Below are 19267 nucleotides of genomic sequence, written 5' to 3'. Positions count from 1 at the left end.
AACCAACGCCGGTCGGAACTCGGTGGGTTTACGCCGCTCGCTCCGGTAGACAGGATAACGATGGAACGCTCGCCACCCGAGGAAGCCGGTACGAGGGACCCCGACGCGCTGATTCGACGTGCGGGCGTCCGGGGCGACCCGAACCGCGACCAACACTTCCTCGTGGACGACCGAGTTGTGGACAGAATACCGACGTACGCCGACGAGATGAATCTGGAGCACGTCCTCGAAATCGGCGGGGGACCGGGTGTCCTCACGGACCGCCTGCTCGCGGCCGCGGACCGCGTGACGGTTATCGAGCGCGACCCGACGTTCGCCGAGTTTCTCCGCGAGGAGTTCCGTTCGGAGTGCGACGATGGGGGGTTGACGGTCGTGGAGGGTGACGCGCTGTCGGTCGAACTCCCCGACTTCTCGGCCTGTATCGCCAACCTTCCGTACGGCATTTCGAGCGAAATCGCGTTTCGACTCCTCCCGCTCGGAAAGCCGATGCTCCTCATGTTCCAAAAGGAGTTCGCAGAGCGCATGGCCGCCGAGTCTGGAAGCGACGATTACGGGCGACTCTCCGTGACGGCACAGCACTACGCCGACGTGCGCGTCGTGGAGACGGTCCCGCGCGAGGCGTTCGCGCCGCAACCGGAGGTCGAGAGCGCAATCGTCAGGACGATTCCGCGGGAGCCGGAGTACGAGGTGGACGACGAGGCGTTCTTCCTCGACTTCGTGAAGGCGGTGTTCACCCAGCGTCGGAAGACGATTCGAAACGGGATTCGGAACACGGCCCACATCTCGGGGCTCGACGACCCGGACGCCGTCGTCGATGCGCTCGAATCTCCGGACGACGACGTGTTGGACGAGGACATCCTCCGAGAGCGTGCCGGGAAGGTGTCGCCCGTGGAGTTCGCCGCGATGGCACGGGTCGCAGACGAGTTGGGTCGAGGTGGTGGTTGATGGAAGGACTGCCGCTCGCCCAGACGGAGAGGTTGTTCAGACAGGTCGGACGGCAAAGTTGGTTCGACATGCGGATTTTCACCTCCGCGTTCGTCATTCTCGCGCTCATCGCGTTTTTCGCCGTGGCATGGTACGCCCGTCCGCGTTTGCAAGAGCGAGTGCCCAATTCGCTAGCAAACGTCATCGTCGTCGGTTTCGTCTGCGTGTTCCTTTTGCTCGCGTTCACGACACTCGCCTTCACGTGGAAGATAATCAACACGGAACTCATCATGCAGGCGGATTTCGGTGTCGAAATGGCGACGGCGTTCCAAGTCGGGTCGTCAGCTGCGTTGCTCGCAACCTCCTACGTCGTCGCCGGGTTCATCCGGCAGGGGATTCAGCGGGTAATCAGGGGGCGCGACGCGTTCTCGAAACACCAAACACAAGTGATGGTCCGCGTCGCGCAGGTCTGCGTGTACGTCGTCGGGTTAACCGCCGTCCTCGGTGTTTGGGAAGTGGATATCACCGGCCTCCTCGTCGGTGCGGGATTCCTCGGAATCGTGGTCGGTATGGCCGCCCGGCAGACCCTCGGGTCACTGTTGGCCGGGTTCATGCTGATGTTCGCCCGGCCGTTCGAAATCGGCGATTGGGTGATAATCGAAGAGGAGGAGGGAATCGTGACGGACATCTCCATCGTCAACACGCGGATTCAGACGTTCGACGGCGAGTACGTGATGATTCCGAACGATATCGTCGGCGGGAGTACCATCATCAACCGGAGTCGGAAGGGGCGGTTGCGGTTGGAGGTGGACGTCGGCGTCGATTACGAGGCGGACGTCGAGCGGGCCGCGGCCGTGGCGAAGGAGGTGATGCGCGAACCGGACGACGTGCTGGCCGTGCCGTCGCCGCAAGTCGTGACGAAGGAACTCGGCGATTCGGCCGTCGTGCTCGGGCTTCGCTTCTGGATAGACAAGCCCAGCGCCCGACGGAAGTGGCGGGCGAAGACGACGGTCATCAACGCGGTGAAGGAGGCGTTCGACCGCGAGGGAATCAAGATACCCTTCCCGCAGCGCGAACTCTCCGGCCGCGAGGAGACGGGCGGGTTTCGGGTCGCGGAGGAACGGGAACGGGCGCGTGAATTCGGTGCGACCGCGGACGGCGGAGCGACCGACGGCGGAACGACTGATGATGGCCCGACCGACGGACATGTGAACGACGGCGGCCCGGAATCCGACGACGGAGGCGACGAACGATGACAGACCTCGCGGAACGACGCGGAACGGAGACGAAGGTGTACCAACCGGCGGAGGACTCACACCTCCTCGCCGAAGTGGCGGCCGAGGAGATAGCGGGAGACGAGTTGGTCCTCGAAGTCGGCACGGGGTCGGGCTACGTCTCGGAGTACGTGGCCGAGGAGACGGGTGCCCGCGTCGTGGGAGCGGACGTGAATCCACACGCCTGCGCGAACGCACGCGAGCGCGGCGTCGAGGCGGTCCGGGCGGATTTGGTGTCGCCGTTCCGCGACGGGGCGTTCGACGCGGTGCTGTTCAACCCGCCGTATCTGCCGACCGACCCCGACGAGGAGCGCGACGACTGGATGGAACGCGCCCTCTCCGGCGGCGAGTCGGGTCGGGAAGTCATCGACCCGTTCCTCGATGCGGTCGGGCGGGTGCTCGCACCGGGTGGACGTGTGTTCCTCCTCGTCAGCAGTCTCTCGGGCGTGGAGGAGGTCGTCTCGCGGGCGGGTGAGAACGGATTTAGCGCCGTTGCGCTCCGCGACGAGTCGTTCCCGTTCGAGACGCTGACGATTCTGAAACTCGTCAGATAATTATCCACGGTTATTTTCCCGAACGGAAAATATTAAACACCGGCATATCTTAGCCCCCCGTACATGACTGAGCGAATCGCCACGACGACGGGGTTGTTCCCGCTCCCGGATTGGGCGAAGGACGACCTCTCGGACCTGAAGGGTCACCAGAAACACGACCTCATCTCCGGCGACGAGGGGCCGGAGGTGACCGCGGTGTACGACGACGCTCGTTCGGAAGTCGTCGCGGTCCAGCAGGACGCCGGACTCGACCGAATCGTCGAGGGACAGCTCCGCTGGGACGACATGCTCGCGCATCCCCTCACGGTTCACGATTCCGTCGAAACGGGGGGCATCGTGCGGTACTACGACAACAACAACTTCTATCGCGATCCGGTGGTCGTGGACGAACTCGACTTCGACGGCGACGTGGCCGCGGAACTGGAATCCGCCGCGGAACTCGCCGACGACGTGCAGGCCGTTCTCCCCGGTCCCTACTCCCTCGCCGACCTCGCAACGGACGAATACTACGGCGACGACGAGGAGTTCCTCGCCGCCGTCGCGGAGTTCCTCGCGGGCGAAGTCGAAGCCTTCCCGTCCGTCGAAACGCTGTTCCTCCTCGAACCCTCCCTCGTGGTTAGCCCGCCGGAAGACGGCGAGGACGCCCGGGCGAGCGAGGCCATCGACGCTGTTGCGAACGCGACGGACGCGGACGTGGTGGTACAGCCTTACTTCGGCTCGCTCACCGAGAAGGTTCACGCGCACGTGCTCGACGCCGACATCGACGCCCTCGGCTACGACCTCGTGACCGACCACGAGGGGTGTCTCTCCAACATCAACGAGTTCGGGACGACGGACTCCGTATCCCTCGGTCTGGTCGATGGACAGAACACGCTGGTCGAATCGGCGGAAACCGTCGCCGAACGTGTTGACTGGTTCGAGGAGAACACGCCGGTCAACGAGTTCGAGACGGAGTATCTCACGACGAACACGGAACCGTTCTACCTGCCGTACAGCAAGTTCGAGGAGAAGGCGGCCGTGCTCGGCGAAGCCGCGCGGTTGGAGGAGGTGGAAATATGAGTGGCGGGTCGCCACGCGACTCGAAAAACGAGCGGGGAGGAACGACCCGCGAGTCGCCAGACGATGCTCGAAACCAGTTCCGTCCGGAGGACCACGACAACGACCACTTCATCCTGACGACCATCGTCGGAAGCTACCCCAAGCCGAAGTGGGTGGACCGCTCGCGCGAACTCTACGAGGACCCGGACGCCGACTTCGACGAGGACGCGTGGGAGGAGGCACAGAACGACGCCTCGCGTCTCATCACGAAGGAGCACGAGCGCGCCGGATTGGACGTCGTGGTGGACGGCGAGATGCGGCGCAACGAGATGGTCGAGTACTTCGCCCACCGCATCTCGGGCTACGAGTTCAACGGCCCGGTGAAGGTGTGGGGTCACAACTACTTCGACAAGCCGAGCGTCGTCACGGACGTCGAGTACGACGAGACGTGGCTCGTGGACGAGTACGAGTTCACCAGCGAGGTGGCGGACCGTCCCGTCAAAGTCCCCATCACCGGCCCGTACACGCTGGCGAGTTGGAGTTTCAACGAGGCCTACGACGACGAGGAGTCGCTGGCCTACGACCTCGCCGACTTGGTGAACGAGGAGATAAAGAAACTGGTCGAGTCGGGTGCGCGCTACATCCAAATCGACGAACCGGCGCTGGCGACGACGCCGGACGACCACGCCATCGTCGGCGAGTGTCTGGAGCGCATCGCGGACGGAATCTCCGTGAGCGGAGCGAACGGAGGCCAGTCGGACGAGTCCGACGCCGTTCCGGAGGACGTCTATCTCGGCCTGCACGTCTGCTACGGTGACTACTCGCGTATCTACCCCGAGATGCTGGACTACCCGGTGGACGAGTTCGACCTCGAACTCGCCAACGGCGACTACGAGCAACTCGACGTGTTCCGCGACCCCGAGTTCACCGCGAACCTCGCGCTCGGCGTCACCGACGCCCACACCGCCGAAGTCGAGAGCGTCGAGGAAATCAAGGAGAACATCAAGAAGGGACTCGAAATCGTTCCCCCCGAACAGCTCACCGTCAGCCCCGACTGCGGCCTGAAACTCCTCCCGCGCGAGGTGGCCTACGGCAAGATGGCGAACATGGTGCAGGCGGCGCGCGAAGTGGAAGCCGAGTTGGATTCGGGAGAAATCGACGTTCGGAACGCGCCCGTCTCCGCCGACGACTGACGACGGACGTTCCGTTTCGAAGCCAACCAGCGGTTCGGTTTTTCGCCGTCTCCGTTCTATCTATCCGAAAAAAGTGGTGAGCGACGTGTGTGGTTCTACCAGTTGTAGGCGTGGTGGCCGCCGCGGTGTCCGTGACCGCCGTGATGCCCACCGTGTCCATCGTGGTCGTCATCACCGTGGTGTCCGTGACCGTCGTGGCCGCCGTGGTGTCCGTGGCCGCCGTGATGTCCGCCGTGATGACCGTGGCCGCCGTGCCCGTCACGGGCGTATTCGAATTCGACGCTGACCGGGACGCGGCCCCCTTCGCCGGGGTGGGCCGCCCACGTCGATGCGGCGATGACTTTCTCGAAGTTGCCGTTGCGGAGGAAGTGATGGAGTTCCTGCTCCTCGTCGTCCGAGAAGGTCCGCATATCGAGCTGTTTGACCTTCGCTTTGCCGTTCTCCTTGATGCCGATGAAGGTGAACTGGTACTCGATTTTATCGCCGGTCGCTTCGCGGAGGCTCATGAACGAATCCGTCGCGTCGGTCGGGACGCTCTCGCCGCCGACCTCGACGTTACGGACGTACATTCCGGGTTGGGTGGTCGCCCAGTCCGTCGCGTAGCGGAACGCGATGAGAACCTCGCCCTCGCCTTCGTACTCGGAGAGGTCGAACGACTGTTCGACCCACTCGCCGCCGGTGGTGCCGGTGTATCCCGGCGCGTTCTCCTTGATGGTCGGATGCGCGTCCGGGTTCGGCGAGTCGTCGGTGCGGTTCGATTCGAGGCTCTCCCACGTCTCGCCGCCATCGGTCGAGACTTGCACGAAGCCGTAATCCCAGTTCTCCTCGATGTCGTAGTACGTCTCGAACGACAGCGTCGAATCGCCGTTCGAGAGGTCGGCGCTCGTGATGGCGAACCGGTCGAGGAGGGTTCCGGACCCGGAGTACAGCACTTGTCCCTCGCCGGTGACCGGGTCGGTCGCGGTCTGCCACTGGGTGCCGATGTAGTCGGTTCCGGAGAGCGTCACGTCCGTTATCGGGCCTTTATCCGACGTATCGACCTCCTTGTAGTTGGTCCCCCACGCACCCGCGGTGCCGACGTCGTTCGACGTGTTGAGGTTCAAATCGAGGCCGTCGATGTCGTACTCGTCCCGAACGCGGCGCTCGGACGAATCGAGCACCGCGGCGGTCGAGAAGTCCTGGTACAGCCCGTAGAAGTCCGTGTTCGCACCGGTTTCGTCCAGGGTCTTCTCGACGCCCTCGATGCCGTTCGCCTTCTCGTGTGCGAGGTTACTGATGAAGTCGGTTCCGTACCTGTCGCTCAGGTACATCTGGAAGCTGAACGCGATGCCGTAGTCCGAGAGGACGTTGATGGCACCTTGGTCCTCCCAGTTGGTCAGGGAGTTCGAGGGCATCTCCTCGTACGCTTGGACGTGCCCCTCGGAGACGCCGTAGCCGGTGACGACCTCGGCGTAATCGGACATGCCTTCGTTCACCCACGTCGTCTCGTCGCCGTCGAGGTCGTTGTGGACGAGGTGTTGGTACTCGTGCGCCAGCGTTCCCTCGTACCCTACCTCGTCGTTCGTCTCGTTGACCTCGTTCCAGCCTTTGGCGTCGAGCGTGACGACGTTACGGTCGGTGTATTTCTGGATGGTCGGCGAGTAAAACCCGGCCGTGTAGATGGGATACGACGCGTTGTAGTAGTTCTCGTCGCGGACGTTGTCCACCAGCAGGACGGTCTTCCCGGACCCGTTTTCGGTGTGGTAGTAGTCGTCGGGGACGGCACCGAGTTCCTCCAACAGACCCTCCGTTCCGTTGCGGGCGTCGGGTGTGCCGAACACGTCCGATTCGGTCTCGTACATGTTCTCTTCGAACTGCGTGCGGAGCGCTTCGGCCTGTTGCTCCGAGATGGTCGGGTCGGTCCGCGAGTCGTTCTCGGGCCACGCGAGGTCACGAGCGACCCATATCTCGACGTGGTCACCGATGGACAGCAGCGTGAAGTTCTTGAAGTAGTAGCTGTCGTTGTCGGAGCCGAGGTACTGCTTCGTCGTTCCGATGACGTCCGGGTCCGTCTCGTCGTCGGACGGGTCCATGACGATTGACGAGGAATCCTGGGCGAGGGTGGACATCCCACCGGACGCCGCACTCCCCTCGTCAGTCGTCGTGAACGACGAGGGGGCCGAGTCGAAATCGACGGGTTTGTCGAGCGACTCCTGTGACGGCTCGGCCTTCTGGAGGCCGTCGCCGTTCGTGGAGTTGTTCACGGTCGTCTTCGGTTCGAAGACGGTCGGTTGAAGCGTGTCGCTCGTGTTCGGTTGCGTTGCGACGGCACCGCCGACCCAGACGGCCGACGTGGACAGTACGACTAGTAAACTCAACAGCACCGCTTTTAATTTCATCCGATGTTTTCTGTTAACCCTACCTACATAATTATACCCACACTTAACTAAATTATTTAATTCGAAATATTACTATAATAATCAGATACATATTGGAATTGGGGGGTCTCCCAAGTTGCTCCGACAGGAAGAACGACTACTCACCATCGACTCACTCTCCGTCGAATCGCCGTGCTGTCCTCGAAACACGACCCGGGATAGGAGCCGTCACACGCCGAACAACCGAACTCCGAAGAGGGCGACAAGCAACGACCAACTACGAGTCCGACTTCGGCGGCCCGCACGGACACCCGTCCGCTTCCGTACAGGAGTCCCGTGACGAGGACCGCTGCGACGCCCATCGTACAGCGTGGCGAGGATAAAGACGATTTTCTATCATTTGAAAATTCGAACACACGAGAGTGGTTCTCGATAGAATACACTTTCTGAAACAGGAGCGTCTTCGGAATCAACCGATTTCCCTCCTGAGACTAGCTCCCAGAGAACACAATCCCGGCAGTTTTTATTACCCCGGGGCGTAGATGCTTGCAGACTGGGCAACTCGCGGGTGTGCGGTCCCGCCGCGCGCGAGTGCCAGACCGACGTGCTGTAAGACGCCGGGGTCTGACGCTCGCGGCCCCGCGAGTATTTCAGTGAGCAACGCAATCGCCACGCCGCGTGGCGTTTCAATGCTTGAGGAAAGCAAACTATGGAAATCGAAATTGCAACAATTGGCGGCTACGAAGAAGTTGGGCGGCAGATGACTGCCGTTCGCGCAGGCGACGACGTGGTTATCTTCGACATGGGGCTGAACCTGTCGAAGGTGCTGCTCCACGATAACGTCGAGACAGAGAAACTCCACAGCCTCGACCTCATCGACATGGGCGCGATTCCGGACGACCGCGTGATGTCCGATTTGGAAGGCGACGTGAAGGCCATCGTTCCGACACACGGTCACTTGGACCACATCGGTGCCATCAGCAAACTGGCCCACCGGTACAACGCACCTATCGTCGCGTCCCCGTTCACCATCGAACTGGTGAAACAGCAGATTCAGGGCGAGGAGAAGTTCGGGGTCGAAAACGACCTCATCAAGATGGAAGCCGGCGAGACGATGCAGTTGAGCGACGACGTCGAACTCGAATTCGTCAACGTCACTCACTCCATCATCGACGCCATCAACCCGGTGGTTCACACTCCCGAGGGTGCCATCGTCTACGGCCTCGACAAGCGCATGGACCACACGCCGGTCCTCGGCGATCCCATCGACATGAAGCGCTTCCGCGAAATCGGGCGCGAGGGCAACGGCGTTCTCGCCTACATCGAGGACTGTACGAACGCGGGTCGCAAGGGTCGCACGCCGAGCGAGTCGGTCGCTCGCCGCCACCTGAAAGACGTACTGTACAGCATCGAAGACTACGACGGCGGTATCGTGGCGACGACGTTCTCCAGCCACATCGCCCGCGTCAAGAGCCTCGTCGAGTTCGCCGAGGACATCGGACGGACGCCCGTCCTGCTCGGCCGCTCGATGGAGAAGTACTCGGGCACCGCGGAACGCCTGAACTTCGTCGACTTCCCCGAGGAACTCGGCATGTTCGGCCACCGAAAGTCCGTCGACCGGACGTTCAAGCGCATCATGAAGGAGGGCAAGGAGAACTACCTCCCCATCGTGACCGGTCACCAAGGCGAACCGCGCGCGATGCTGACGCGCATGGGTCGCGGCGAGACGCCGTACCAGTTGGACAGCGGTGACAAGGTCGTCTTCTCGGCCCGCGTCATCCCGGAACCGACGAACGAAGGCCAGCGCTACCAGTCCGAGCGACTCCTGAAGATGCAGGGCGCACGGATTTACGACGACGTGCACGTTTCGGGCCACCTCCGCGAGGAAGGTCACTACCAGATGCTCGACGCGCTGCAACCCCAGAACGTCATTCCTGCCCACCAGAACATGAAAGGCTTCGCGCCGTACGTCGACCTCTGTGAATCGCAAGGCTACCGACTCGGCAAGGACCTTCACGTAACACGTAACGGCAACCTCATCCAACTGGTGGAGTGATATGACTGACGCGAGTACGGAATCACGTGAAGAACTCGTCATGCAGACGGTCGAGCAGCGCCGCGAACTCGTCAACGCGGCCATCGAGGAGGAACTCCCGATAGTCGAACCGGAGCGTCTCTACGAGGCGTCCCGCTACCTGCTCGACGCGGGCGGGAAGCGCCTTCGACCGACGGTCCTCCTGCTCGTCGCGGACGCGCTGGCCGACGTCGAACCGATGTCGGAAGCGTACCGGAAGTTCCCGGCGCTCGACGGAACCGAACTGGACGTGATGGCCGCCGCGGTGAGCATCGAAGTCATCCAATCCTTCACGCTCATCCACGACGACATCATGGACGACGACGACCTCCGTCGTGGCGTTCCGTCGGTTCACCGTGCCTACGACACGGAAACGGCGATTCTGGCCGGTGACACGCTGTACTCCAAGGCGTTCGAAATCATGCTGGAGACGGACGCCACGCCCGACCGCTGTGTCACCGCGCTCGACGTACTCGCATCCACCTGTACGAGAATCTGTGAAGGCCAGGCGCTCGACGTCGCCTTCGAGGAGCGTCCCGACGTCCTCCCGGACGAGTATCTCGAAATGATCGAGAACAAGACGGCGGTCCTCTACGGTGCGGCGGCGAAGGTTCCGGCCGTCCTCCTCGGTGCGGACGAGGAGACGACGGAAGCGCTGTACCGCTACGGTATCGACGTCGGACGGGCGTTCCAGATTCAGGACGACGTGCTCGATTTGACCGTGCCGAGCGACAAACTCGGCAAACAGCGAGGTAGCGATCTCGTGGAGAGCAAACAGACAATCATCACGCTTCACGCCCGCAGTCAGGGCGTGGACGTGGATTCGTTGGTCGAAACCGATGACGTCGGCGACGTGACGGAAGCGGAAATCGACGAGGCAGTCCAGCGTCTCGAAGCGGCCGGAAGCATCGAGTACGCCACGGAGAAAGCACAGGAACTCGTCCAACGCGGCAAGGACCACCTGAGCGTGCTCCCGGACAACGAATCGCGCTATCTGCTCGAGCAGATAGCCGACTACCTCATCGAACGCGGTTACTGAGCCACGTCGATTTTTACGGACGCGACGACGCGGAGAGCGCCAGCGGTGTCGCTCCGGAGCGCACGGATTCGCGGGAGTTTTGAGACGGGCGGGAATAGGGACCAGTAATGGACGACGAGTTGCGGACGCGAATCGAGACGGAGGCGGAGAAACACGCGCTGTTCAACGCGTTGAAACACGACAGCGACGCGGACGTCGGTGCCATCATGGGGTCGCTGATGGGCGAGAATCCCGACTTCCGCGAACACGGCGGCGAAGTGCCGGGTATCGCCGGAAAGGTCGTCGCGCAGGTGAACCAGTTGGACGCCGAGGGACGACGCGCTCGCCTCGAAGAACTCGACGCCGAACTCGTCGAAGAACTCGACGCGGAGGACGAGGAAGACGACCAGGTGCTCCCCGACCTGCCCAACGCCGAGGAGTACGACGAGATTCGGATGCGCTGTGCGCCGAACCCCAACGGCCCGTGGCACATCGGACACGGGCGGATGCCCGCGGTTATCGGGACGTACAAGGACCTCTACGACGGCGAGATGCTGGTCCGCTTCGACGACACGGACCCGGAGACGAAGCGCCCGGACATGGACGCCTACGACGCGATTCTGGAGGACATCGACTACCTCGGCTTCGAACCAGACGAGGTTATCAAAGCCAGCGACCGCCTCGAAATCTACTACGACCACGCCCGCGACCTCATCGAGAAGGGCGGCGCGTACACCTGCTCCTGTTCCGGCGAGGAGTTCTCGAACCTCAAAAACGACGCAAAGGCGTGCCCACACCGCGACAAGGACGCGGAGACGACGTTGGCCGAGTTCGAGGACATGATCGAAGGGGAGTATTCGTCCGGTGAGATGGTACTCCGCGTGAAGACGGACATCGAGCACAAGAATCCCGCCCTGCGCGACTGGGTGGCGTTCCGCATCATCGACACGCCCCATCCGCGTCCTGAAGCGGCCGACTACCGCTGTTGGCCCATGCTCGACTTCCAGTCCGGCGTGGACGACCACCTGACGGGTATGACCCACATCATCCGCGGCATCGACCTGCAGGACTCCGCGAAGCGCCAGCAGTTCGTCTACGACTACTTCGACTGGGAGTATCCCGAGACCATCCACTGGGGCCACGTGCAGGTGGACGAGTACGACGTGAAGATGTCCACTTCGACCATCAAGGAACTCATCGAGAAGGGCGAACTCGACGGCTGGGACGACCCGCGTGCGCCCACCCTCCAGAGCGTCCGCCGCCGTGGCATTCGCGGCGAAGCCATCCGCGAGGCGATGGTCGGACTCGGCACCTCCACGAGCAACGTCGATTTGGCGATGAGCACCATCTACGCCAACAACCGAGAGTTGGTGGACGACGACGCGCCGCGCTTCTTCTTCGTCCGTGACAGCGCCGAGCAGAGCTCGGCTGGCGACCGGACGTCGTCCGGTAACGGAGTCGAATATCCGCTCATCGGCGACTATCCCGAGGCGGCGGAACCGCCGGTCCATCCCGACCACGAGGACAGGGGCACGCGCCACATCCCGGCGGGCGAGGCCGTGCGCATCGAAGCCGACGACATCCCGGACCACGGCGAGCGCGTTTGGCTGAAGGGACTCGGGTGCTTCGAGCACACCCGCGACGCGCTCCAGTACACGGGCGACGACATCAGCGCCGTCCGCGACGAAGGCGTGGACGTAATCCACTGGGTACCCGCCGAGGGAACCGTCCCGGTCCGCATGCGGACCATGGACGGCGACGTGGAAGGCGTCGCGGAACCCGACTTCGCGGAGACGGACGTGGACGACATCGTGCAGTTCGAGCGCGTCGGGTTCGCGCGAGTGGATAGCGTGGCGCGAGACAGCGAGGAGGACGCCGAGACGGTGACCTACTTCGCCCACGAGTAGACGACCGCGCTTTCCGCTCGTTCCCGACCCTTCACCACCGACACGGCCACGCGGACGGACCGACTCGCTCCTTCTGCGACACTCTCGGTACCCCCCCCCGTTCCTCCATTACTCCCAGTCCACACCCTCCAGCGGTTCGGCGACCACGCCATCCTGTCGCGCCAACACCCTCGCGTGGCTCGTGCAGACGACGCGGTTTTCGGCCCACGGGATGTGCAGTCGAACTGCCGCCTCGTTTTCACAGTCGTTTTCGGCACATTCCATCGGGAATCGCTACGCGTTGAAACCACATGGTCGTAGCGATGGTGTTTTTGGACACATCGAAACGAGTATTATAAAAGGGTTTCAAGAATAACCCCGCGTTTGAGGGCGGCTGCGAAACTCATTTCGCTATGGATGTTGCCGAACTGGAGGAGGGTGCCGATTTTACGTACGACATCTCCCCCGACGAGACTATTACCGAGGGAATCGTCACCGCGACGGCAGCGGTGACGAACGCTCGAACGAACGACATGCCACCGCTCTACGAGACGGTCGATACCGACGCGCTCGACGAGCTGTTTGCTGATAGTTGGAGTGGACGCGCGAGAAACACGGGACGGGTTACATTTACCTATTGTGGGTACGAAGTGGTCGTTCTTAGTAACGGCCGCATTCTCATCGAGGCGACCTCTCGATGAGCGTGTTCGTTACGGAAAGTGGAGGCCAGTGAGGAAATGAGCGTCATCGCCGAATTCACGATACCCACCGAGCAGTTCGCGCTCTCCGACGCCTTCGACGCGATTCCGAACATGGCCGTCGAAATCGAGCGCATGGTCGCACATCCCGCGAACCGTATTCTCCCCTACATCTGGGTGTGTGGCGGGACGGCGACAATAGTCGAGGAGGAACTTCGTGCCGACCCGACGACGGTTGCGGTGACGAAACTCACCGAAATCCCGTACGGGTCGCTCTATCGCGTCGAGTGGTCCGACGAGACGAAAACGACCGTCGAGGACGTACTGAAAAGCGACCCCGTCATCCTCACCGGAACCGCCGCGAAGGAGGGGTGGGATTTTCAGATGCGATTCGAACACCGCGACCACATCTCGAAGCTTCAAGCCGACCTGACGCATCACGACGTGACGGTCGAACTGAAGCGGTTGCACACGCCCGAGACGCCGACCGTCGACGGGCAGTTTCTCCTGACGGCGAAACAGCGCGTGGCGTTGAACGCCGCACTCGACGCGGGCTACTTCGAGGTGCCGAGGAAGACGAACCTGAGCGAACTCGCCGAACAGCTCGACATCAGCCAGCAGGCGTTATCGAAACGACTACGACGGGCGCACCGGACGGTGAGCCGTCACATCCTCACGACCGGGCCGGACGAAATCCTCGACGACCGGCAGGATTAATCCGAGTAGCGTCGTTTCTCCTCCATCGCGGCGTCGTTACCGTACGCGTCCACGAGCGGTTGAAACGCCGCGCCCAACGCGCGCATCGCTTCGCCAGCGGAGTGAAAGCCGAGTTCATCGGCCACTGCTGGCCAGCGGTGGGCTTGGAGGACTTTTCGAACCAGCAGGCGTTCCTGTCGTTGGGACAGCGCGTCGGGGTCAGCGGGGTCGACGAGTTGTTTGACAACCAACCGTCGGAACGGGGCGGGGCCGTGGTCGAACTGTCCCGGCCCGTAGGCGCTGGCGGCGACCAGTCGCCACTCCCAGTCGGTGAGCGACGTCTCCACGTCCGCGTCCGTCGCCCGGAGGGATTCCCGTACCACGTCGGGGTCCATGTCGGCGAGCGCGTCCGAGAGCACCGAGGCGATTCGCGCCGCGAACCGTCGGGCGTGGCGCTCGTACAGGTCGTTTCCGGACGGCGAAATCGGGTCGAACATGAGCGCGGAGTACTCCCCGCTAGCGTCGTTGCGCGTCGTGGAGAGTTGCACCGTCCGGTAGCCGTTCTCCCGCCAGAATCGGAGCAGTTCGGGCGTCGCGCCGAACCCCGTCCCGAGCCAGTCGAGGTCGGAACACTCCCGGCGAATCTCGGCGAGCAGGCGCGACCCCAGCCCCGACGAACGAACGGCGTGGTGGGTGGCGATGCGCATGATTCGCATCCCGACCGGGATACCGGCGTCGAAATCCCGGAGTTGTGTGGTCAGCACGTCGGGGAGCATGTTGCCCTTCACGCGCCCGCCGTCGTACATGTGTTCGCGCACGTCGGCGGGGAGGTCTCCCTCCCGCGCCAGAAGGGCGACGCTGACGACGTGGCCGTTCCAGCGGAGCGCCCGCACCGCGACGTTCGGGGCGTCGAGCAGTCGGGCGAGATCCGCCGGTTCGGTTCGGTAGTGCGCCAACACGAGGAGGCCGAACGTCTCGCGGAGCAGGTTCTCGTCGGCGAGCAGGTCGTCCGCGTCGAGCGCCAGGTACTCGGTTCCGTCGGGCGTCGCCTCGGTCACGAGCGGGTCCACCGCGGGTCGGGCGTCGAGCGCGAGCGCACGAAACGCCCAGACCTCGATTGGGTCGCCCGGCGCGTATCGGATGGGTTCGGCCAGCGTCACGTCGGTCACGTCGTGGTCGCTCTCGTCGAGTCGGTCGCGGAACCGCACCGAGAAGCCCCGCCCGGCACCCTCGTAGCCGTGAATCGTCGTCGTGAACGCGACGCGCGAAAAGCGAAGAAACCGCTCAAGCATGCGAACAGGAAGGGCCGCGGCCTCGTCCACGAACACGATGTCAGCGTGGTCGCGCTGGCGGCCCTCCGGTCCGTCGTGTGAATTACGTTGGCCCTTCGGCCCAACGCGTTCGATAACGTCCGTCGGCTTCTCGTACCGAACGCTCCCGCCCGAATTCGCGGTGACCCGGGTCGGCGGGTCGTGGTCGGTGTCCGCGAGTTCGTCCATCGAATCGAGGAGGGCGGCGGCGCGGACGAACACCTCGCGGGCGCTCCGGTAGCTTCGCGCCGTCACGAGGACGTCATCGCCTTCGGCGGCAAAACACGCGGCGGCGATTCCGGCGGCGCTCGACTTTCCGCGGCCCCTGTCGGCCTCGGCGACGACCGCGGTGTTCGGGTCGCGGAGCGCCTCGAACGCGCTGACCGCCGACAGTTGGTCGTCGGTCAGACAGGCGTCAGCGGCGGCGTGCGGAAACGCATCCAGTACCGCGTTTTCCGGCGCTCCTTCGTGGTCGGTGTCTGCCAGCCGGGGTGCGGGGTGTGTCAGGCCGTCGTCCTCGACGGTCTCCGAATCCGCGTTCACGATGGCGATGCCGCGGTGGTCGCGGAGGAGGGAGACGAACCGCCGTCGGAAGTTGCCGGTCACGTCCTCGACCCCGAACGGGGGGACCGCGAGGGTCGCGTCGAAGTCGTCCCGGCGGGTCGGCCACGCGTCGAGCGGCGGCGTGAGGAGGACGAACAGACCGCCGCCGTCCACCGCGCCGACGACCCGGCCCAGCGCGTTCGGGCGGAGTTCGTCGTGGGCGTCGAAGACGACCGCTTCGTGGGTCGTTCCGAGGAGTTCCCCCGCCCGCCGCTGGCTCACCCGCTCACAGTCCACGATGCGTCGCGGGCCGACTTGCGCGGTCGCTTTCTCGGGGATTCCCGCGGCGGAGAGGACGTTCCGAGCGAGTTCGTACCCCTCGTCGCGGTTTCCCGCGAGGACGAGGAGGCGACGCTCGTTCGTCCGTCGAGCTTCTTCACGGAGCGATGTCGCCAGAGACGAGACGTTCACACCCGTGGTTGGTCGGTCCGCCGCAAGGATGTTTCTTTTCGGTGTAGAACAGTCAGGAGTCGGGCGAGGTGGGGTTACGTGATGGCGTCAACCCGCTCGCATTTAGCGCGGGGACCTCGCCAAATAAGCGAATAGGTGCCTTCCGTATATGTTTTTTGGCCATTGTCAATTGGTGACATGGTGTGGTGGCTAGCCGGAAAGCGTCGCACCGGCGTAGAGCGAGACGACGAGGAATATCCACACTGCGTCCACGAAGTGCCAGTACATCGTGACGGTGGTGACGGAGGTGTCCCGCTCCGACGAGAACTGTCCGTACGCCGCCCTGACGAACAGGATGCACATGAGGACGATGCCGAGCGAGACGTGGAGGCCGTGCAACCCGGTCAGGCCGAAGAAGGCGCTTCCGAACACGCCCGAGGTGAGCGTGAACCCTTCGTGTGTGATGAACAGGTTGTACTCGTAAATCTGGCCGCCGAGGAAGACGAACGCCAACAGAATCGTCAGCGCGAGGAAGGTGATGAACCGGTTCCGTTTCCCGCGCAGGAGCGACATGTGCGAGTAGTGGAGCGTGAAACTGCTTGCGATGAGGATGAGCGTGTTGATGAGAACGAGGGAACTCATCACGTCGGGGATGGTCTGGCCGGTGGGCGGCCACGTTCCGACGCGGATGAAGAAGTAGTAGACGAATCCCGCTCCGAAGGTCGCCACTTCGGTCCCCAGAAAGAGCGTCATCGCCCATCGGAGCTTCGTCTGCCCGCCGCCCTCCCGGTACCAGTAGTGGTCCACGAAGCCGTGGTACAACCAGCCGTACAGCCCGACGAGGAACACGACCGTCCCGAGGACGAAGACGACCGGGCTGGCGATTTGTGGCACGTAGGAGTTTCCGCCGTGGCTCAACACGTAGAGCCCCGCACCGACGTACAGTCCGACGACACCCACCGCGGAGACGAAGGGCCACCACGACGCCTCGCCGAATCCCTTCGGCCAGTCTTCGGGTGCCGGAAGGTGATGGTCCTGTTCCTCGGTCGCCGTCTCTGTACGCATTGCTGTCCCCCCACTCATGAACGCGTGTACGTGTTGGAGCCACAAAACGGGTGTTCGGATTCGTCGGAAACGTTTTTGACGGGATTTTGTCCCGTTCCCGGATGAACTGAAACTGTTTTGTCATTCGTCCCCTCGGAATCGGTATGCCCGGTCCAGTTTTCCGCTTCGAACGTCGCTCGGATTCGAGCGCGAAGGCCGACTTCGAGAGCACATCTTCTCGCGGGGAGCGTACCACGACACGCTGTTCTACGGACTCCCCCGCGACGAGTGGGACGCCGATTTCGAGTGTCGTGAATAATCGGCCGAAATCGGGGGATAGGAGCGTGTGCGCCACCGTGCCACTCCGTCGTGGATTTGAAAGCGTTTTTATGGGGGCACACTCTACTGGAGTGTACAACCTACGCGGGGTTGATGATGCTCCTAGCCGTACAGGACTCATCCGGCAGGGGAGCCTGAGCCAGCGCGTAGGGAGGTGAACAACCTATGCCAGTATACGTCAATTACGACGTCCCAGCCGACCTGCAGGACCGAGCGCTCGACGCGCTCGAAGTCGCACGGGACACAGGAAGCGTAAAGAAAGGAACGAACGAGACGACCAAGGCTGTCGAGCGCGGCAACGCCGACCTCATCTACGTCGCGGAAGACGTTACGCCCGAGGAAATCGTCATGCACCTGCCCGAACTCTCCGACGAGAAGGGCATCCCCTTCATCTTCGTCGAGACGCAGGACGACGTCGGTCACGCGGCCGGACTCGAAGTCGGCAGCGCCGCCGCCGCCATCGTTGACGCTGGCGAAGCCAGCGACGACGTGGACGACATCGCCTCGAAGGTCGAGGAACTTCGGTGAGGTGACTCACAATGAGTGCTGAAGAGACCGGACAGGAGGACTCCACCTCCGCCGAGGTCATCGAAATCGTCGGTAAGACGGGGATGCACGGCGAGGCCATGCAGGTCAAATGCCGCATCCGCGAAGGCAGCAACCAAGGGCGAATCATCACTCGCAACTGTCTCGGACCGGTCCGAGAGGGCGACGTGCTCCAGTTGCGAGAGACCGCACGCGAGGCAGACTCCATCGGAGGACAATAATGCCACAGACGCGAGAGTGTGATTACTGCGGAAACGACATCGAGCCCGGTACGGGAACGATGTTCGTCCGCGTAGACGGAACGACCATCCACTACTGCTCGGCGAAGTGCGAGAAGAACGCCGACCTCGGCCGCGAACCGCGCGACCTCGAATGGACCGAGCAAGGCCAAGCAGAGAGTGGTAACGAATGAGCGAACGGACCTTCGTGATGGTCAAGCCCGACGGCGTTCAGCGCGGCCTCATCGGGGAGATCGTCTCCCGCTTCGAGGACCGCGGTCTGAAGATGGTCGGCGGCAAGTTCATGCAGATCAGCGAGGAACTCGCCCACGACCACTACGGTGAACACGAGGGCAAGCCGTTCTTCGACGGCCTTGTCGATTTCATCACCTCCGGCCCAGTCTTTGCGATGGTCTGGGAAGGGCAGGACGCAACGCGACAGGTTCGCCGCATGATGGGCGAAACCGACCCAGCCGAATCCGCCCCGGGCACCATCCGCGGCGACTTCGGTCTCGACCTCGGCCGAAACGTGATTCACGGTTCGGACCACGAGGACGAGGGCGCGAACGAGCGCGAAATCGACCTGTTCTTCGACGAGGACGAACTGGTCGATTACGAGAAGATAGACGCCGAGTGGCTGTACGAGTAAGTCACTGACGCGTTGCGGTATTTTTCTGCACCCGACGACCCAGAGCGGAGCAACCGCTTTCGACGGGGCCTCGAATCAGTCACGTCTGGAGAAACGTGACCACCTGAATTGCTTTTAGCGCTCTCGAAGTGACCAAAAAGCAGATAATCGAAAGCGAGAACGACGTCGTATGGGACACTGTATCGCGTGCGGCGAGGACCTCATCGAAGTCGTAGAGAGCGAGACGGACGCGAAGTTCAGCGACGCGACCGTCTGGGAGTGTTCGGAGTGCGGTGCGATTCTCGGCGTGTCGGAATACGGGGTGTAGGAGGGAGGCGGAATCGTTGGAGACGCCTTGGGTTAGTTCGTTCTTGCGAGGGCAGTAGCGACGAGGGAGGAATCGGCTGGGGAGGCTGTGGTGCGGTGCTGTCGTTTGGGTAGGACTGAAAGGGGCCGTCCGGTCCCGCGAACGGAGTG

General features: G+C 63.0%; 19 protein-coding genes. 15 read left to right on the top strand and 4 right to left on the bottom strand.

Going from position 1 to position 19267, the window contains the following annotated elements:
* Positions 1 to 60 precede the first annotated feature (60 nt).
* From B208_RS0101705 to B208_RS0101685, 5 genes are all read left to right on the top strand, one after another.
* The gene (locus B208_RS0101705) at positions 61 to 945 is read left to right on the top strand and encodes a 16S ribosomal RNA methyltransferase A (RefSeq protein ID WP_007978770.1); all 885 of its coding nucleotides are present in this window, start codon (positions 61 to 63) and stop codon (positions 943 to 945) included.
* The gene (locus B208_RS0101700) at positions 945 to 2180 is read left to right on the top strand and encodes a mechanosensitive ion channel family protein (protein WP_007978769.1); all 1236 of its coding nucleotides are present in this window, start codon (positions 945 to 947) and stop codon (positions 2178 to 2180) included. Before B208_RS0101705 ends, B208_RS0101700 begins: the two co-directional genes overlap by 1 nt.
* Positions 2177 to 2752, top strand: a complete 576-nt coding sequence (locus B208_RS0101695) for a HemK2/MTQ2 family protein methyltransferase (protein WP_007978768.1) — start codon at positions 2177 to 2179, stop codon at positions 2750 to 2752. The genes B208_RS0101700 and B208_RS0101695 overlap by 4 nt, the downstream gene beginning before the upstream one ends.
* Positions 2753 to 2815: 63 nt before the next feature.
* Positions 2816 to 3811: a hypothetical protein gene (locus B208_RS0101690; RefSeq protein WP_007978767.1), complete on the top strand. Its 996-nt coding sequence runs from the start codon at positions 2816 to 2818 to the stop codon at positions 3809 to 3811.
* Positions 3808 to 4983, top strand: a complete 1176-nt coding sequence (locus tag B208_RS0101685; protein ID WP_007978765.1) for a methionine synthase — start codon at positions 3808 to 3810, stop codon at positions 4981 to 4983. The genes B208_RS0101690 and B208_RS0101685 overlap by 4 nt, the downstream gene beginning before the upstream one ends.
* A 95-nt stretch (positions 4984 to 5078) precedes the next feature.
* Here the strand turns inward: B208_RS0101685 and B208_RS0101680 are convergent, their stop codons facing one another.
* A complete protein-coding gene (locus tag B208_RS0101680; RefSeq protein WP_232423693.1) occupies positions 5079 to 7361 on the bottom strand; it encodes an immune inhibitor A domain-containing protein in 2283 nt (760 codons plus the stop codon).
* A 688-nt stretch (positions 7362 to 8049) separates the two neighbouring features.
* Between B208_RS0101680 and B208_RS0101675 the strand changes: the two genes are divergently transcribed.
* The 3 genes from B208_RS0101675 to B208_RS0101665 all read left to right on the top strand — a co-directional run bounded on the left by B208_RS0101675 (position 8050) and on the right by B208_RS0101665 (position 12339).
* A complete protein-coding gene (locus tag B208_RS0101675; protein WP_007978762.1) occupies positions 8050 to 9396 on the top strand; it encodes a ribonuclease J in 1347 nt (448 codons plus the stop codon).
* 1 nt (position 9397) lies between these two features.
* Positions 9398 to 10453: a geranylfarnesyl diphosphate synthase gene (idsA3, locus tag B208_RS0101670; protein WP_007978760.1), complete on the top strand. Its 1056-nt coding sequence runs from the start codon at positions 9398 to 9400 to the stop codon at positions 10451 to 10453.
* A gap of 107 nt (positions 10454 to 10560) precedes the next feature.
* Positions 10561 to 12339, top strand: a complete 1779-nt coding sequence (locus tag B208_RS0101665) for a glutamate--tRNA ligase (protein WP_007978758.1) — start codon at positions 10561 to 10563, stop codon at positions 12337 to 12339.
* 108 nt (positions 12340 to 12447) lie between these two features.
* Here the strand turns inward: B208_RS0101665 and B208_RS24125 are convergent, their stop codons facing one another.
* Complete coding sequence (locus B208_RS24125) at positions 12448 to 12603, bottom strand: hypothetical protein (protein WP_007978756.1); 156 nt, start codon at positions 12601 to 12603, stop codon at positions 12448 to 12450.
* Positions 12604 to 12731: 128 nt separating this feature from the next.
* Here B208_RS24125 and B208_RS0101655 point away from each other — a divergent pair, with 128 nt between their 5' ends.
* Together B208_RS0101655 and B208_RS0101650 are read left to right on the top strand one after the other, a co-directional pair.
* Entirely contained in the window at positions 12732 to 13019 is a 288-nt protein-coding gene (locus B208_RS0101655) for a HalOD1 output domain-containing protein (RefSeq protein ID WP_007978754.1), read from the top strand.
* A gap of 36 nt (positions 13020 to 13055) precedes the next feature.
* Positions 13056 to 13733, top strand: coding sequence for a helix-turn-helix domain-containing protein (locus tag B208_RS0101650; protein ID WP_232423692.1), 678 nt, complete (start codon positions 13056 to 13058; stop codon positions 13731 to 13733).
* Here B208_RS0101650 and tmcA read toward each other — a convergent pair.
* A complete protein-coding gene (tmcA, locus tag B208_RS0101645; RefSeq protein WP_007978751.1) occupies positions 13730 to 16036 on the bottom strand; it encodes a tRNA(Met) cytidine acetyltransferase TmcA in 2307 nt (768 codons plus the stop codon). The genes B208_RS0101650 and tmcA overlap by 4 nt on opposite strands.
* A 189-nt stretch (positions 16037 to 16225) precedes the next feature.
* Complete coding sequence (locus tag B208_RS0101640) at positions 16226 to 17080, bottom strand: cytochrome c oxidase subunit 3 (RefSeq protein WP_007978748.1); 855 nt, start codon at positions 17078 to 17080, stop codon at positions 16226 to 16228.
* A 483-nt stretch (positions 17081 to 17563) separates the two neighbouring features.
* Here B208_RS0101640 and rpl7ae point away from each other — a divergent pair, with 483 nt between their 5' ends.
* The 5 genes from rpl7ae (at position 17564) to B208_RS24120 (ending at position 19118) form a co-directional block, all read left to right on the top strand.
* Positions 17564 to 17926, top strand: coding sequence for a 50S ribosomal protein L7Ae (gene rpl7ae / locus B208_RS0101635; protein ID WP_007978746.1), 363 nt, complete (start codon positions 17564 to 17566; stop codon positions 17924 to 17926).
* An 11-nt stretch (positions 17927 to 17937) separates the two neighbouring features.
* Positions 17938 to 18165, top strand: a complete 228-nt coding sequence (locus B208_RS0101630) for a 30S ribosomal protein S28e (RefSeq protein WP_007978744.1) — start codon at positions 17938 to 17940, stop codon at positions 18163 to 18165.
* A complete protein-coding gene (locus B208_RS0101625; protein WP_007978742.1) occupies positions 18165 to 18356 on the top strand; it encodes a 50S ribosomal protein L24e in 192 nt (63 codons plus the stop codon). The genes B208_RS0101630 and B208_RS0101625 overlap by 1 nt, the downstream gene beginning before the upstream one ends.
* Positions 18353 to 18811, top strand: a complete 459-nt coding sequence (gene ndk, locus B208_RS0101620; protein WP_007978740.1) for a nucleoside-diphosphate kinase — start codon at positions 18353 to 18355, stop codon at positions 18809 to 18811. The genes B208_RS0101625 and ndk overlap by 4 nt, the downstream gene beginning before the upstream one ends.
* 169 nt (positions 18812 to 18980) lie before the next feature.
* Positions 18981 to 19118, top strand: a complete 138-nt coding sequence (locus B208_RS24120; protein ID WP_007978738.1) for a hypothetical protein — start codon at positions 18981 to 18983, stop codon at positions 19116 to 19118.
* Positions 19119 to 19267 lie beyond the last annotated feature (149 nt).

Origin of the sequence: Haladaptatus paucihalophilus DX253 (genome assembly GCF_000376445.1) — an archaeon.
Lineage (GTDB): Archaea > Halobacteriota > Halobacteria > Halobacteriales > Haladaptataceae > Haladaptatus > Haladaptatus paucihalophilus.
The sequence above is the reverse complement of the archived record's forward strand: the minus strand, read 5'-3'. Positions and strand labels throughout refer to the sequence as shown.